Origin of the sequence: Luteibacter sp., from assembly GCF_009912395.1 — a bacterium.
Lineage (GTDB): Bacteria > Pseudomonadota > Gammaproteobacteria > Xanthomonadales > Rhodanobacteraceae > Luteibacter.
The window spans coordinates 17,498-32,422 of sequence record NZ_WNDO01000028.1; the positions used below are offsets into that span (position 1 = coordinate 17,498).

13 protein-coding genes are annotated in these 14,925 nt (G+C 65.6%); 5 read left to right on the top strand and 8 right to left on the bottom strand.

Features of this window, described 5'->3' with window-relative positions; translation table 11 throughout:
* Positions 1-148 precede the first annotated feature (148 nt).
* Genes GAK28_RS20160 through GAK28_RS20180 form a run of 5 tightly spaced genes read right to left on the bottom strand, consistent with a single transcriptional unit; the run spans position 149 to position 4,798 of the window.
* A complete protein-coding gene (locus GAK28_RS20160) occupies positions 149-751 on the bottom strand; it encodes a response regulator transcription factor (RefSeq protein ID WP_291783666.1) in 603 nt (200 codons plus the stop codon).
* Entirely contained in the window at positions 748-1,884 is a 1,137-nt protein-coding gene (locus GAK28_RS20165; protein WP_291783669.1) for a sensor histidine kinase, read from the bottom strand. The genes GAK28_RS20160 and GAK28_RS20165 overlap by 4 nt, the downstream gene beginning before the upstream one ends.
* Entirely contained in the window at positions 1,881-3,053 is a 1,173-nt protein-coding gene (locus GAK28_RS20170; protein ID WP_291783672.1) for a sensor histidine kinase, read from the bottom strand. The genes GAK28_RS20165 and GAK28_RS20170 overlap by 4 nt, the downstream gene beginning before the upstream one ends.
* Positions 3,054-3,098: 45 nt before the next feature.
* Positions 3,099-3,878 carry an ABC transporter permease gene (locus tag GAK28_RS20175; protein ID WP_291783674.1) on the bottom strand — a complete coding sequence of 260 codons (780 nt, stop codon included), beginning with the start codon at positions 3,876-3,878 and terminating at the stop codon, positions 3,099-3,101.
* On the bottom strand, positions 3,875-4,798 hold the full coding sequence (locus GAK28_RS20180) for an ABC transporter ATP-binding protein (protein WP_291783677.1): 924 nt from the start codon (positions 4,796-4,798) through the stop codon (positions 3,875-3,877). Before GAK28_RS20180 ends, GAK28_RS20175 begins: the two co-directional genes overlap by 4 nt.
* Positions 4,799-5,029: 231 nt before the next feature.
* Between GAK28_RS20180 and GAK28_RS20185 the strand changes: the two genes are divergently transcribed.
* Entirely contained in the window at positions 5,030-6,526 is a 1,497-nt protein-coding gene (locus GAK28_RS20185; protein WP_291783680.1) for an aminotransferase class III-fold pyridoxal phosphate-dependent enzyme, read from the top strand.
* A 20-nt stretch (positions 6,527-6,546) separates the two neighbouring features.
* Here the strand turns inward: GAK28_RS20185 and GAK28_RS20190 are convergent, their stop codons facing one another.
* On the bottom strand, positions 6,547-6,891 hold the full coding sequence (locus GAK28_RS20190; protein WP_291783683.1) for a hypothetical protein: 345 nt from the start codon (positions 6,889-6,891) through the stop codon (positions 6,547-6,549).
* A 105-nt stretch (positions 6,892-6,996) separates the two neighbouring features.
* On the opposite strand from GAK28_RS20190, the gene GAK28_RS20195 reads away from it, so the two are divergent.
* Complete coding sequence (locus GAK28_RS20195; RefSeq protein WP_291783686.1) at positions 6,997-7,320, top strand: PsiF family protein; 324 nt, start codon at positions 6,997-6,999, stop codon at positions 7,318-7,320.
* Between the two features lie 147 nt (positions 7,321-7,467).
* Entirely contained in the window at positions 7,468-8,112 is a 645-nt protein-coding gene (upp, locus tag GAK28_RS20200) for a uracil phosphoribosyltransferase (protein WP_291783688.1), read from the top strand.
* Between the two features lie 34 nt (positions 8,113-8,146).
* Here upp and GAK28_RS20205 read toward each other — a convergent pair whose 3' ends face one another.
* The gene (locus GAK28_RS20205) at positions 8,147-8,725 is read right to left on the bottom strand and encodes an XRE family transcriptional regulator (protein ID WP_291783693.1); all 579 of its coding nucleotides are present in this window, start codon (positions 8,723-8,725) and stop codon (positions 8,147-8,149) included.
* Positions 8,726-8,728: 3 nt separating this feature from the next.
* Positions 8,729-9,175: an SgcJ/EcaC family oxidoreductase gene (locus GAK28_RS20210; protein WP_291783696.1), complete on the bottom strand. Its 447-nt coding sequence runs from the start codon at positions 9,173-9,175 to the stop codon at positions 8,729-8,731.
* A 470-nt stretch (positions 9,176-9,645) separates the two neighbouring features.
* On the opposite strand from GAK28_RS20210, the gene GAK28_RS20215 reads away from it, so the two are divergent.
* Both GAK28_RS20215 and GAK28_RS20220 read left to right on the top strand, forming a co-directional pair.
* Positions 9,646-11,949, top strand: a complete 2,304-nt coding sequence (locus tag GAK28_RS20215; protein ID WP_291783698.1) for a TonB-dependent receptor — start codon at positions 9,646-9,648, stop codon at positions 11,947-11,949.
* A 189-nt stretch (positions 11,950-12,138) separates the two neighbouring features.
* Positions 12,139-14,874: a lamin tail domain-containing protein gene (locus GAK28_RS20220; protein ID WP_291783701.1), complete on the top strand. Its 2,736-nt coding sequence runs from the start codon at positions 12,139-12,141 to the stop codon at positions 14,872-14,874.
* The last annotated feature ends 51 nt before the right edge of the window (positions 14,875-14,925 follow it).

The following is a 14,925-nucleotide window of genomic DNA, read 5'->3' on the forward strand; positions in this document are numbered from 1 at the left end:
GGATACGCGCCGGGGCATTTTATCCTTTGCAGGCGTGGACGGATGCTGAAGCCCCGGCCCCCTGTTTGGCCGTAGGAGCGCGCCTTGCGCGCGACCCGCGGCAGCGGCAACCTGGCCCGCTGCCGCGGGTCGCGCGCAAGGCGCGCTCCTACAGCCAGCCTTTTTGGCGGGCCAGGCGATAGGCTTCGATGCGATTGGCGGCGCCTAGCTTGCCGATGGCTTCGGACAGGTAGTTGCGGACGGTGCCGTGGGAGAGATTGAGCTGCGTGCCGATGTCGCCAGCCGAATGCCCCTCGCCCGCCAGGCGCAGCACCTGGCGCTCGCGATCGTTCAGCGGATCGGCCTCGGACCAGGCCTCCAGCGCCAGCTGCGGATCGATGGCGCGGCCGCCGCGATGCACCGTGCGCAGCGCGTCGGCGAGGTTCTCCGCCGGCGCGTCTTTCAGCAGATAGCCGCCCACGCCCGCATCCAGCGCACGACGCAGGAAACCGGGACGCGCGAACGTGGTCACGATCACCACCTTCACCGGCAGTTCGTGGCGCCGTACCCGCTGGGCGATCTCCAGGCCGGTCAGGCCGGGCATCTCGATGTCGGTGACCAGCAGGTCGGGTTTCAGGCGTTGCAGTTCGCGCCACGCGGTTTCGCCGTCGGGCGCCGAGCCGAGCACCTCGATATCCGACTCCAGGTTGAGCAGCGCCGACAGCGCACCGCGCACCATCGCTTGGTCTTCGGCCAGCAGCACGCGGATCATGCGGCGGACTCCGACAGGCACGGCACGAGCGACAAGCCGATGTCCAGCGTGGTGCCCTGCCTTGCCGGCGAATCGATTGCCAGCCGGCCGCCGATCTGGCGTATGCGTTCACGCATGCCCGAGACGCCATTGCCGTGCGCGGCGAGCCCGCCGCAACCGTTGTCCGTGATCCGCATCGAGAAATCCTGTCCGTTCCGGGTGATGACCACGCGCGCGACCGTGGCCTGCGAGTGGCGATGAATATTGGTGATGGCCTCGCGCAGTACCAGCGACAGCGAGGCCTGCGCGGATGTCGGCAAATCGAGACCGTCGGGCACCTCGACATGGAAGGCGATGCCGGACGCTTCCAGCATCAACCGCGCGGAAACCAGCTCACTGGCAAGATCCCCTGTGCGCAGACCGGTGACCGCGCTGCGCACCTCGGCGAGCGTGTGCCGCGCGACGCGCTCCACCTCTTCCATCTCGCGCTGCGCCCGCGCCGGATCGGCCAGCGCGAGGCGCCGGGCCAGCTCGGACTTCAGCGTGATCAGCGAGAGCGTATGGCCGAGCAGGTCATGCAGGTCGCGACCGATGCGCTCGCGCTCCGCCAGCGTGGCCAGGCGCCGGACCTCGCCCTGCGACAGGCGCAGCTCGGCATCGCGTCGCGCCGAACGCACGTAGACAAAATTGCTCACCCCGCCGATGACGCCGCTCACAAGCACCAGGGCGACGTGGATCAACGGCACGTGGAATAGCAGGTGCCAGACGGCCGCGACCAGCGTCGCCACCACCGACATGGTCAGCCAGGTACGCAGACGTCCCTCAAAGGCCAGGAGCGACAGGCCGATGACTACGTAGCCCAGGGCCATGGCATTGACCGGCCAGAGCACGAAGCCGACGGACACGATGGCGACCGCGTTCCAGACCAGGCGCCGCAGCGGCCCGAAGAACACCCCCAGGCAACACGCCACATAGATGGGAATCGACAAGGCCGTGGGCACGAACCATGTCCATGCGAAACCCTTCATGGACCACGGTGCCTGGACCAGGGCGATCAGCCAGAAGGTTTGCAGCACGATCTGCCATTTCAGCAGCGCTGGGGAATTGAGGCTCCCCAGCAATGAATCGGCCCGCGCTCGTGGCAGCGCGATCATGACGGCAGGCTCTGTGCCACGGTCGCAAGCGGCTTGGCAAGACGATCGCCTACTTGCATCGGCACCGCGACGCGCAGACGCGTACCCTTGCCGCGCGGCGATTCGATGGTCAGCGTGCCGCCCAGTGCGCGTACGCGTTCACGCATGCCGCCCAGGCCGTTGCCTTCTTCGGTGACGCCACCACGCCCGTTGTCCGCGATGCAAAGCACCAACTGATTGCCGTGCACCTCGACCTTCGCCTCGGCGACGGAGGCCTGGGCGTGCCGATGGATATTGGTCACCGCTTCGCGCAACACCAGCGCGAGGCCGGCTTCGAAACGCTCCGGCAACGCAGGCAGGTCGCTGACGTAGTCGAAGTTCACCATCGACGCGTTGAGCATCAGTCGCGCGGACGCCAGCTCGGCTGCAATGCCGGTGGCACGGATACCGGTGACCGCCGAGCGCACCTCGGCAAGCGCATGGCGAGCCACCTGTTCGGCCTCTTCCATCTCGCGTCGCGCCGCGTCGACATCGCGATCCATCAGGCGACGCGATAGCTCCAGCTTCAGCGTGATCAGCGACAGCGTATGGCCGAGCAGATCGTGCAGGTCGCGGCCGATGCGCTCGCGCTCCACCGTGGCTGCAAGGCGACGCACCTCGTCATGGGAAAGCTTCAGCTCGGCGTCGTGCTGCGCGCTGGTGCGGTAGAACTGGTTGACCAGGCCCACCGAGAAGGCGATCAAGGAGACCATCATCGCGGCCTGCCAGGGCCAGTGCGTGATGAGCATGGCCGCGGCGACGAAACAGCCGATCAGCAGGAAGATCCGTACGAGCGCGATGCGCAGCGGCGCCATCACGCCGATGAAGGAACAGGCGTAGACCATGTAGCAGGCCCCGCCATTGTGGTTGATGTAGAGCGTGGCCAAGCCCATTGCCGCCATTCCCAGCGCGAACAGCACGGCGTAACGCATGGGGCGGATCTGCACCTGCCAGTACATCAGCAGGAACAGCGGCAGCGTCACGGCGGTGACCGCGAGCCAGTGCGGCGGAAGCTTTTCCGTGCCGAGCAGGTCGACGAAGACGTAGACGATCCAGATCAGGTGGAAATAGCTGGCGAAGCGAGCACGCGGCTTGTCGCGGAAGCGGCTCCACAGCGAATCGGGCGTCGGCTGGAACCACGGGCTTGCCATGAGCGTATCCGTCGAGAGTCTTGGCGGGTTGGAGGCCATGCTACTTCAACCGTGGCGGCGCAGGCGACGGGCCGCCAGCGTCAGGAAAACCGCGGTGAAACCGACCAGCACGAGCGCATGGAGCGCCACCCCGCCCTGCCCCAGGCCGACGGCCGAAAGCGCCAGCTGGTCCAGATGGTAGGCCGGCCAGATCGGTGCGATCGCCTGGATGAAACCGGGCATGACCGACAGCGGGAACCACAGGCCCGACAGGAAGGCCATGGGCAGGTAGACGAGGTTCACCGCTCCGGGCGCGCCCTGCCCCTTCACCAGTGTGCTCAGCAGCAGACCGAGGCCGCAGAACGGCAGCGCGCCTAGGATCTCCACGAGGTAGAAGGTCGCGACACGCGTCGGCGTCATGTCGGCGCCGGCCACGAAGATCGCCAGCACGAGCAGGATGGTCGAGACGATCGCCGCGACCAGCAAGGCCATGCACATCTTGCCAACGAGATAGGCACCCGGCGGCATCGGCATCGCACGTTTCAGGGTAAGCAGACCGGAGTCGCGCTCCAGCGCCAGCGATACGCCGAAGCCGAACAGGCCCGGCGCCATGACGCCGAACGTGCCGTACGAGGCGAGCAGGTAGCGCGTCGCCTCCGGACCGTTCGCCTTGGCCAGCACGATGCCGAACATGATGTAGAACACCGGCGAAAACAGCAGTGTCGGCAACAGGAAGCTCGGCGTGCGCAGGTAGCGCAGGCATTCCGCGCGGGCCTCCTGCACGTAGGCGTTGAACAGGCGGCCGGCGGTCATGACCGGGCTAGAGGTGCTGTCGATCATGTTCATGCGGCCTCCCGGGCGGCGTCGGCCGCATCGGTTTCACGGGTGATTTCGGTAAAGGCCTCGGCGAGGCCAGCGCGCTGCACTTCGAGTTCCGAAAGCGACGGGTCCGCGTCGAGCAGGCGGCGCACCACGGACTCGGCACTCGCCGTCGCGATGCTCAAGCGTCCCTCCGGCTGGCGTTCCACGGAGATGACCTCCGGCCAATCGGCGACCACCGTGTCGACCAGCGAGGTCACGCAGCGGATGCGGCGAACGGCGACACGGGCACGCAGGGCATCCACCGTACCTTCGGACACCACCCGTCCCTTCGCGATGACGCACACGCGGTCGGCGAGCGATTCGGCTTCTTCCAGGTAATGCGTGGTGAGCACCACCGCGCAACCCTCGGCGACCAGGCGACGGATCGCCGCCCACAGCGACTGGCGCGAGGTGATGTCCATGCCCACGGTGGGTTCGTCGAGGAACAGCAACTCGGGACGCCCCACGAGGGCCAGCGCGAACTGCACGCGCCGCTGCTGGCCGCCGGACAGGTCCGCATAGCGCCGCTCCATCAGGTCCTGGATCGCGGCCACTTCGGCGCATTCACCCAGCGTGCGCAGCTCCGGGTAGTAGCTGGCGGTAAGGCGCAGCAGTTCGCGCACCTTCAACGTCGGCGGCAGGTTGGCGGACTGGAGCATGACGCCGATGCGCCGACGCGCCTCGATGTCCTGCGGATCCCGGCCGAACAGGCTCACCTGGCCGGCGTCGGCGCGGTGTAAGCCCAGCAGCAAGCCGATGCTGGTGCTCTTGCCGGCCCCGTTGGGCCCGAGCAGCGCGAGCAGTTCGCCGCGGTGGATATCAAGGTCGATGCCGTCCAGCGCGACGATCGCGCCGTATCGCTTGGAAACCTTGTCGAGTCGTGCGATGCGGTTGTCGTAGGTCATATGCCCTCCCTTGCGATGCAACATATTCCGACGCAACCCCTTGGCGGCAGTCGCTTGCGTCATTGTGCGGATGTGACAAGCGTCACCCGGGGGTTACGCGTGTAAAAACCGCATGGTATGCTGGGAAAATAATCCCTTTAGTTATATGCACTTAGGCGCCATTTCGATATATAGACGAAAGGGATATCCCCGCGTTATCGCTGTTACTTCGAATTACTTGAGGAGTGGGTTATGGACGTCATCGGTCTCCTGCGCGAATTGCGTGAGTTTGGTGGTCAGCAGCGCACGCGAGGGTTGCCCGATGCGACCATCGAACGCTTCGCCCGCTCCGATGCCGCCCTGGGCCGCGCCGTGGAAGAAGCCGTGGCCTACCATCGCGCCCTGCGTGCCGACATGGCCGATTTCCTGCGCCTGGACGAAGCCGAGCAGATCCATCGCCTGCAGGCCGGCCTGGTCAACTTCTATCCCGACGACGGCGTGAACCCGTACGTGCCCGCCGCCGCGCGCGGTCCGTGGATCGTTACGCTCAAGGGCGCCGTGCTCCATGACAACGGTGGCTACGGCATGCTCGGTTTCGGCCATAACCCGGAGCACATCATCGAGGCGATGTCGCGCCCGCAGGTGATGGCCAACGTGATGACCGCCAACGTGGCGCAGTTGCGCCTGTCCGAGGCGCTGAACCGCGAACTCGGCCGCAGCCGCGGCGGCAGCCCCTACTCGCACTACCTCTGCCTGAATTCCGGTTCGGAGTCCGTCACGCTGGCCGGCCGCATCGCCGACGTCAACGCCAAGCTGATGACCGATCCGGGCGCGCGCCACGCCGGTCGCACCATCAAGCGCCTGGCCGTGAAGGGCGCCTTCCACGGTCGTACCGAACGTCCCGCCATCTATTCGGATTCCTCGCGCCGCAACTACCAGCAGCACCTGGCCAGCTTCCGCCACGAAGACACCCTGATCACGGTCGAGCCGTACAACGTTGCGCAACTGCGCGAGGCGTTCGCCGAGGCCGATCGCCAGGGCTGGTTCATCGAGGCGATGTTCCTGGAACCGGTGATGGGCGAAGGCGATCCGGGTCGCGCCCTCACGCCGGATTTCTACGCCGCCGCGCGCGAACTCACCCGCGCCCACGGCACCCTGCTGCTGGTCGATTCCATCCAGGCCGGCCTGCGTGCCCATGGCGTGCTGTCCATCATCGATTACCCGGGCTTCGAATCGCTGGAAGCGCCGGACCTCGAGACTTTCTCCAAGGCGCTCAACGCCGGCCAGTACCCGCTGTCGGTGCTGGCGGTGTCCGAACGCGTCGCCGGCCTGTACCGCAAGGGCATCTACGGCAACACGATGACCGCCAACCCGCGCGCGCTGGATGTCGCCATCGCAACGATGCATGAGCTGACCGACGACGTACGTCGCAACATCCGCGAGCGCGGCAAGGAGTTCGTGGACAAGCTCGAGCAGCTGAAGGGCGAACTCGGCGGCCTGATCACCAAGGTGCAGGGCACCGGCCTGCTGTTCTCGTGCGAGCTGGCCCCGGAATTCAAGTGCTACGGCGAAGGCTCCACCGAGGAGTTCATGCGCGAGCGCGGCATCGGCGTGATCCACGGCGGCGCCAATTCGCTGCGTTTCACCCCGCATTTCCGCGTCACCAGCGCCGAGGTCGACCTCATCGTCGAGGAAGTGCGGCACGCACTGACCGAGGGGCCGCGTCGGTCGGAATCGAAAGCCGCCTGACAAGCACGACACGGGGAGCGTCAGCCGCCGCCGACGCTCTCCGACGACTCGCGGACTGCCGAGAAACCGACACATCGGATCTTCAGGCCAACCCCCATGATGGGCTCGACGGAGACCTCCCATTCATCGGAGCCATCCATGCGACGGACCATGATGTAGCCCACGATGCTCTCCGCGAGCGTCCCCTGGATTTCACAGTCACGCACACCATCGAACGACAGCCGGGTACGGAGGTCGTCCATCGCTTCGAAAACGATATCCAGGGTCTCCTCCCTCCAGTGGAGCTCCCTTACGCGTCCGTCGTGATATCCGAAGCCGGAAAGCACGCCTTTCTCCGATACATGCAACGCAAGCTTTGTTTCCATCGATCATGCCCCCTGGACGGCCCGGAAGGTAACAGTCGCCCGTTCATCCGAACAGTCGTAAGCTCCGAGCCGCCGGATTGGCCCGGCGTCACGTAGGGGTTCGCCATGCGTACGCAGTTCCGTGTCCTTGCCGTATCCACCCTCCTCGCCTTCGCCGGGTCCGCGCTCGCGGCCGCCCAGGCGCCCGCCGCCAAGCCCCTGACTCCGCAGCAACAGCGGATGAAGGACTGCAATGCGCAGGCCTCCGGCAAGAAGGGCGACGAGCGTAAAACCTTCATGAGCAGCTGTCTGAAGGGCGAGCAGCCCGCCGCGGCCGCCGCCCCTGCCACGCAGCAGGAAAAGATGAAGACCTGCAACGCCGACGCTACCGGCAAGAGCCTGAAGGGCGACGCGCGCAAGGCGTTCATGAGCACCTGCCTCAAGAAATAAGCCATTCGGCGAACCCGAATCGCGGACACGGTCCGCTCCCACCCCTTCGGTAGTGAGCTTGCTACCAACGGGGTGGGAGCGGACCGTGTCCGCGATACCGGGTTGCGACCGAACTACAATAGGGTTTTCAGACATGCCCGGCTGCCCATGAAGATCGTCGAAGTCCGTCACCCCCTCATCCAGCACAAGCTCGGCCTGATGCGTAAGGCCGGCATCAGCACCAAGGAATTCAGGGAGCTGGCCTCCGAGGTCGCCGCCTTGCTCACCTACGAGGCCACGGCCGACCTGGAAACCGAGACCAAGACGATCGACGGCTGGGCCGGCCCGGTCGAGGTCACCCACATCAAGGGCAAGAAGGTCACCATCGTGCCGATCCTGCGCGCCGGCCTCGGCATGCTGACCGGCGTGCTGGAGATGATCCCCGCCGCCCGCGTGAGCGTGGTGGGCCTGCAGCGCGACGAGGAAACCCTCGAACCCGTGGCCTACTACGAGAAGCTCACCGGCGGCATGGACGAGCGCACGGCGATCATCGTCGACCCCATGCTGGCCACGGCGGGCACCCTGGTCGCCACGGTGGACATGCTCAAGGCGGCCGGTGCCAAGCGCATCAAGGGCCTGTTCCTGGTCGCGGCTCCCGAGGGCCTGGAGCGCGTCAAGGCCGTGCACCCGGACATCGAGATCTACGTGGCCTCGATCGACGACCACCTGAACGAGCTGGGCTACATCATCCCCGGCCTCGGCGATGCCGGCGACAAGATCTTCGGCACCAAGCAGCTGCCGGCGCACCGCTGAGCGCAGCGCGCAAGGATTGAGCGCGCCAGCGCGCTCAATCCTTGAAGATGGCCGGCGTACCCACCCAGATCATCCGCACCTCGTCCGTACCGATGTTGCGCACCCCGTAAGGGTGGCGCTGGTCGAAATGTGCGCTGTCGCCCGCGTTGAGCACGAACTTCTTCTTGCCCACGTTCATTTCCAGCGAACCGCTGAGGATGTACCAGAAGCCCTCGCCTTCGCGATGGATGGTCGGTGCCGCCAACCCCGGCGGCACGACCAGCCGCAAGGCTTCCATCTTGCGCTCGGGATGGCGCCCACTGAGGCGTTCGTAGACCACCGACGAACCCAGGTCGATGCGCTCGTGCTCGTCGGCACGGCGCATGATCTGCCCCGGATTCGGCACGCTGACGAAGTAACCCACGTCCACGCCCAACGCCTGCGCGATCGCCTCCAGCGACAACAGCGACGGTGAGGCCAGGTTGCGCTCCACCTGGGAAAGGAACGGAATCGACAGGCCCGAACCTTCGGCGAACGCCTTGAGCGTCAACCCCAACCCCCGTCGTCGATCGCGGATCGCCGCGCCGATCGTACGCGCGGCGTTCCTGTCGATCGGCGCGTTGCGATACTCCATGCGTCAGGAGGTGTGGTCGTTGGCGATCAGCCATCGACCGCCCTGCTTGTGGAACAACAAGGTGGTGATGCCGGTCGCGGTACTGCCATCGGCCTGATGCAAGGTGTAGCGACCTACGACAAAGGCGTATTGCGAGCCCAGCTCCTTCGCGTCGAGCACCTGGAGGCTCAGCTTGCCCATGTCCGCGCCCTTCTTGAAACGCGGCGCGTACTTGGCCTTGATCGCCTCGTAGCCCTCGGTGACGCCGCTGCTGTTGATGTAGCGCGTGGTGGGCGCGTTTTCGTAGAGCTGCATGAAGGTGTCGAGGTCGCCGGCCATCCACGCCGCGGCGCTGGCGTTCAAGGCCTTCTCGATCGACGCACGCACCGGCTCGGCGGATGTTTCAGCGCGCACCGGTGCCACCACCGCGACGGTGAGGGCCGTGCACAACAGCAGGGTCAGGTTCTTCATGGCGCTCCATGGATGACGATGGAAAAAGATGGGACGAATGGGGAGGCGGCCGCTCGAGGGCGGACGGGCAGGAGCCTGTACGTTGTCCTGGATCGAACATGGATGGATCCCCTGCCCCCCGGCTGGAAAGGGCCACCTACGATGTGTCCGGTGACCTGGGTTGCATCCTAGCCGGAATTGCTTGACGGCATCAAAACTTTTTGATCTAATCAAATCACGTGAAGACACCTTCGCCGACGCGCCTTGCCGGGCGCCGTCGCGCAGGCAGCAAGGGCCAGGGATGCCGACATCCACCGCGCCATCCGTTTTCGCAACGCGCACCACCCGATAGCCCGCCTCTGGGGAGAGAGGGGCACCGCCAGGCAAGGCTTCCGCTCCGGACATCGCGTCCGTGGCACGGCGTCCCATGGTCTTTTTCCAGGCCGCCTGGCGAACGAACGCTTCGACATCAGACAACGAGGGGGTTAGGCATGAACCATCGACACGAACGCGCCCTGCTGTGCACGGCGATCCTGGCCGCCCTTCTGGCTGGCTCCGCGTACGCCCAGGACGCCACGCCGAACAAGCCCGCGGCATCGAAGAAATCCGACGAGGCACCCGTCGCACTGGACAGCATCACGGTCACCGCGACCAAGCGCGAGCAGGACGTGCAAAAGGTGCCGATCAGCATGGCCGCCTATACGGGCGAACAGCTGGAACGCCAGGGCATCACCAGTCTTTCGGACCTGTCGCGCATCGCGCCCGCGCTGAGCGTGGCCTCGTCCGGTCCCGGCGCGAACAACCTGATCGTGCGCGGCATCTCGTCCAGCGCCGGCTCCGCCGCCACCGTCGGCTACTACCTCGACGACGTACCGATCGCCGCGTCCAGCAATGCGGCCCTGATCTCCACGCGCGGTGTGATCGATCCGTCCGTGTTCGACATCCAGCGCGTGGAAGTGCTGCGCGGTCCGCAAGGCACGATCTATGGTTCCAGCTCGATGGGCGGCACGGTGAAGTACGTGACCAACCCGCCCGACGCGAACAGCACCGAGGTGCGTATCAAGGCCGACGCCTCCGGCACCTATCACGGCGGCCCCAACGGCAACATCAACGGCGTGGTGAATATCCCGCTACTGCAGGACAAGGTCGGCCTGCGCATCTCGGCCTACTACCGCGACGACGACGGCTATATCGACCGCTACCGCATCGATCCGAAGAACTACCTCGCGGCCGATCCGAATGGCGGCAAGCAGGACAACGTCAACACGTACAAGACCTACGGCACGCGCGTCGCCCTGCTCATCACCCCGGATGACACGCTGACCATCACGCCGAGCTTCATCTACCAGTACGCGAAGGTCGGCTCGCCGTTCACCTACGACAAGATTCCTGCCACGTTGCAGGACCCTTATCAGGTGCGCGACGTCAGCGAGGCTAACGTCCAGAAATCCACCATATCCAACCTGGCTATCCACAAGCAGTTCGATGCGTTCGAGCTGATGTCGTCGACTTCGTACTTCACGCGCAACATCGACGTGAAGGACGACAGCTCCAAGGTGATCAACTACTTCTTCAACCTGCCGAGCGTGTATCCGACCACGATGTTCGGCCATTACAAGAACAAGGAATTCACCCAGGAAATCCGCGCGACGAGCAAGTTCGACGGTCCGTTCCAGGCCATCGTGGGCGCGTTCTACCACGACGTGGACGCACCGCTGAGTTCGGCGATTCCCTATCCGGCCGGATTCAACCAGACCTTCGGCACGCCCTTCCCCACGTATTCGACCATCTACGCGGGCGCGCGCCATGCCACGCTGGACGAGTACGCACTGTTCGGCGAGCTGTCTTACAACATCACCGACAAGCTCAAGGCCAGCGTCGGCCTGCGCGCCTTCGAAGTGAAGCAGACCTTCCAGCAGAGCGGCGACGGCCCGCTCAACGGCGGCCCCAGCAATATGCGCAACAGCTCCAAGGACTACGGCAGCACGCCGAAGTACACCTTGCAGTACCAGATTTCGCCGGATCACATGATCTATGCGACGGCCTCGCAGGGTTACCGTCCCGGCGGTCCGAACAACCCGGCACCGGCGGCGTTGTGTGGCGCAGAGGTGAACGGACTGGGCTTGAGCCAGTCGCAGCTGAGCAAATATGGCCCGGATTACCTGTGGAACTACGAGATCGGCGCGAAGACGGCATGGCTCGACCATCGCCTGCTGATCAACGCCTCGGTCTACCACATCGACTGGACCAAGGTGCAGCAGCAGATCGTGCTCGGCTGCGGCTACAACATCACGGCCAACTTCGGTGACGCGGTGAGTCAGGGCGGCGAGCTGGAAATCAGCTACATGCCGGTGGCCGGACTGACCCTCGGCGCAGGCTTCGGCTACACCGATGCGCACCTGAAGAGCGATGTGCCCGGCACGCCGGCCAAGAACGGCGACCGCCTGACCAACGTGCCGCGCTTCACCGGCTCGCTGTCCGCGGAATACCGTCGCCGGGTCAACGCCGAGTACATGGGCTTCATGCGTGCGGATATAGGCTTTATCGGCAACGCGACCTTCCTTTACGACCGCACCAGCCCGTTCTATCGCCGTGGCGGCTTCGCCACGACCAACCTACGGGTCGGCGTGGAAGGCAACAGCGGCTTCGATGTCTCGCTGTACGCGACAAACATCTTCGACAAGCGCGGCGAAACAGACCTGCCGGTCGCGATTTCCGCCGACCTGCCCACGACCCGCCGCGTCGCGTTGAACCAGCCGCGTACCGTCGGCGTGACCGTGCAATACCACTACTGAGCCCGTTGCCGGGCCGCGCTCATCGCGGCCCGGCGTCTCTAGCAGAAAGTTTCGTAGGAATCTGTCACATCCCCCTGTCACAAACTTGCGGCACACTCCGCAAGCGGGCCTGACAGGGGGAACGCCGCGCCAGGTCATGGCGGGTGCTTCGGGTCGCGTACAACCTAAGGACTCGAAGGGGAACAACGCATGCGTTCGACCACGACTCGGCGCGCCCTCTGGGCGGCGCTGACCGGCCTTGCCGCCATTGCGCCGCTCCAGGCTGCCGATCTCTCGATCACCCAGTTCCGTGTCCGCGGTCCCGCGGGCGGCAACGACGAATTCATCGAAGTACAGAACACCGGCACCGCGCCGCTGGACCTGTCGGGCTACAAGCTCAACGCGTCGAACGCCAGCGGCACGACCGGTACGCGCTTTACCTTCCCGGCCGGCGCCACCGTGGCCCCCGGTTGCTTCGCCCTGCTCGCCAACATGGCGGCCTCGGGCTACTCCGGCAGCGTCACGCCGGACTTCAAGTACAGCACCGGCATCACCGACGACGGCGGTCTCGCGCTGCTGAACACCTCCGGCACCGTCGTTGACCAGGTCGGCCTCAGCACCGGTTCGGCGTACAAGCTCGGCACCGCGCTCACCAGCCTGGGCAGCAGCAACGCCGACCAGGGCTATGGCCGCAAGACGAACGCCGCCGGCTTCCCGCAGACCACCGGCGATAACGCCGCCGACTGGATCAAGGTCGCACCGACCGCGCCGCGCAACAGCACGTCGCCCTGCGTCGCCCAGGGCCCGGCCCTGTCGATCGCTGACAGCACCGTCAGCCTGCGCAACAGCGATGACGTGCAGATGCCGTTCACCGTCACGCTGACCAAGGCTGGCGGCGAAGACGTCACCGTGCACGCCGCCACCGCCGACGACACCGCCACCGTCGCGGCCGGTGACTACGATGCGCTCAACACCACGCTGACCATCCCGGCCGGCTCGACCAGCGCCACGGTCAACGTCACCGTGCATGGCGCCAAGGCTGCCGGTCCGGACAAGGCGTTCCGCGTGAACCTCACCGACGCCACCGACGGCATCACGATCACCAAGGGTTCCGCCATCGGCGCGATCCTCAACGAGATCCCCGTCGCCGCCGAAATCTGGCAGGTCACCGGTCGTGGCCAGGTCTCGCCGATGCTCGGCAAGCGCGTGTCCACCAAGGGCAATATCGTGACCGCGGTCGGCCCGGCCGGCTTCACGATGCAGACCCCGGACAACCGCGCCGACGACGACGCGCTGACCTCGAACGGCATCTACGTGTTCACCAGCGCGGCCCCGACCGTGAAGATCGGCGACCAGGTGGACGTCGAAGCAACCGTCGACAACTACTACAACCTGCCGGAGCTGAAGAACGCGACGGTCACCACCACGATGCACGGCGCCCGTCTGCCGAAGGCCGTCGTCTTCAACGACAAGGTGCCCTCGTCCGATCCGAACGCCCTGTCGTGCGGCACGACGAACTTCCAGTGCTTCGTCGGCATGCGCGTCACCATCGACGACGGCATGATCACCACCGGCAACCTGCGCTTCAGCAACGAGCCGTTCGCCGAGGTCTATATCACCGCCAACGGCAAGCGCTCACTGCGCGAGCCGGGCGTGCGTTACACCGTGCCGGTGCCCGATGGCGTGAACCTCGGCAACTGGTCGGGTAACCCGCAGGTGCTGAAGATGAACACGGCCGACTACGGCGCCGTGCCGGTCAACACACCGTTCAACGCGGGCACCACCTTCCGTGCGGAAGGCGTGATCTCGTATGCCTTCGGCGCGTACACCTTCATACCGACCAAGGTCACGGTCAAGAAGGCCGCACCGCTGCCGCGTCCGGTCGATGCCCGTCCGTTCTTCGCGGTGCGCGTGGGTGCGCTGAACACGGAGCGCTTCTGCGATACCGAGTTCAACACGACCTTCACCTGCAGCGGCGGTAGCAAGGAGCCGTCCGCCGACGACGTGAAGCTGAAGACGCAGCGTCTGTCTGCGTACATCGGTAGCGTGCTGAAGCTGCCGGACATCCTGTCGGTGGAAGAGGTGAAGAGCCTCACCGTCCTGCAGGGCCTCGCCAAGCAGCTGGGTGACGACTACCCGGCCCAGTACGAAGCCTTCCTGCAGCCGGGCCACGATCCGAGCGGCATCAACGTGGGCTTCCTCGTGCGTACGGATCGCGTGCGCGTGGTGAACGTCCGCCAACTCGACGCCGACGCGACATGGCAGGACCAGGGCAACACCTCGTTCCTGCACGACCATCCGCCGCTGCTGCTGACCGCCGACGTCCCGACCCTGCTCGGCCGCATGCGCGTCAACGTGATCGCGGTGCATCCGAAGGCCCGCCAGAACGTCGACAAGACCGGCACCACGGCTGACCGCGACCGCCAGAAGCGCTTCCTCCAGGCCCAGTCGCTGGCGACCCAGGTGCAGGCGTTGCAGACCGACCGCAAGAACCTCTTCACCCCGCTGCTGGTGGTGGGCGACTTCAACGCCTATCAGTTCACCGACGGCTTTGCGGACGTGGTCGGCCTGATATCGGGCAAGTACGACGACAGCCAGAATCTGCTGAAGCTCGGCAAGAACATCGTCAAGCCCACGCTGTGGAACGCGGTGGATTCGGTACCGGCGAACGACCGCTACTCGTTCCTGTTCACCGAGAACTTCGGCAACGTGCAGGGCCAGGCCCCGCGCTCGGTGCCGACGCACCAGGTGCTCGACCATGCGCTGCTGAACGTCAACGCCCGCGCCCTGTTCCTGCGCATGCAGTACGGCCGAGACAACCTCGACGCGCCGGTGCAAACGCTGGACGACGCGGCCAAGGCCACCGACGCGAAGAAGGCGATGGGTTCGTCCGACCACGACGGTTTCGTGGTGGACATGCTCGCGCTGCCGACCATCCTGCTGTGATGTAAATGAAAAACGCCCGGCGCGATGCCGGGCGTTTTTTTGTGCGAAAGC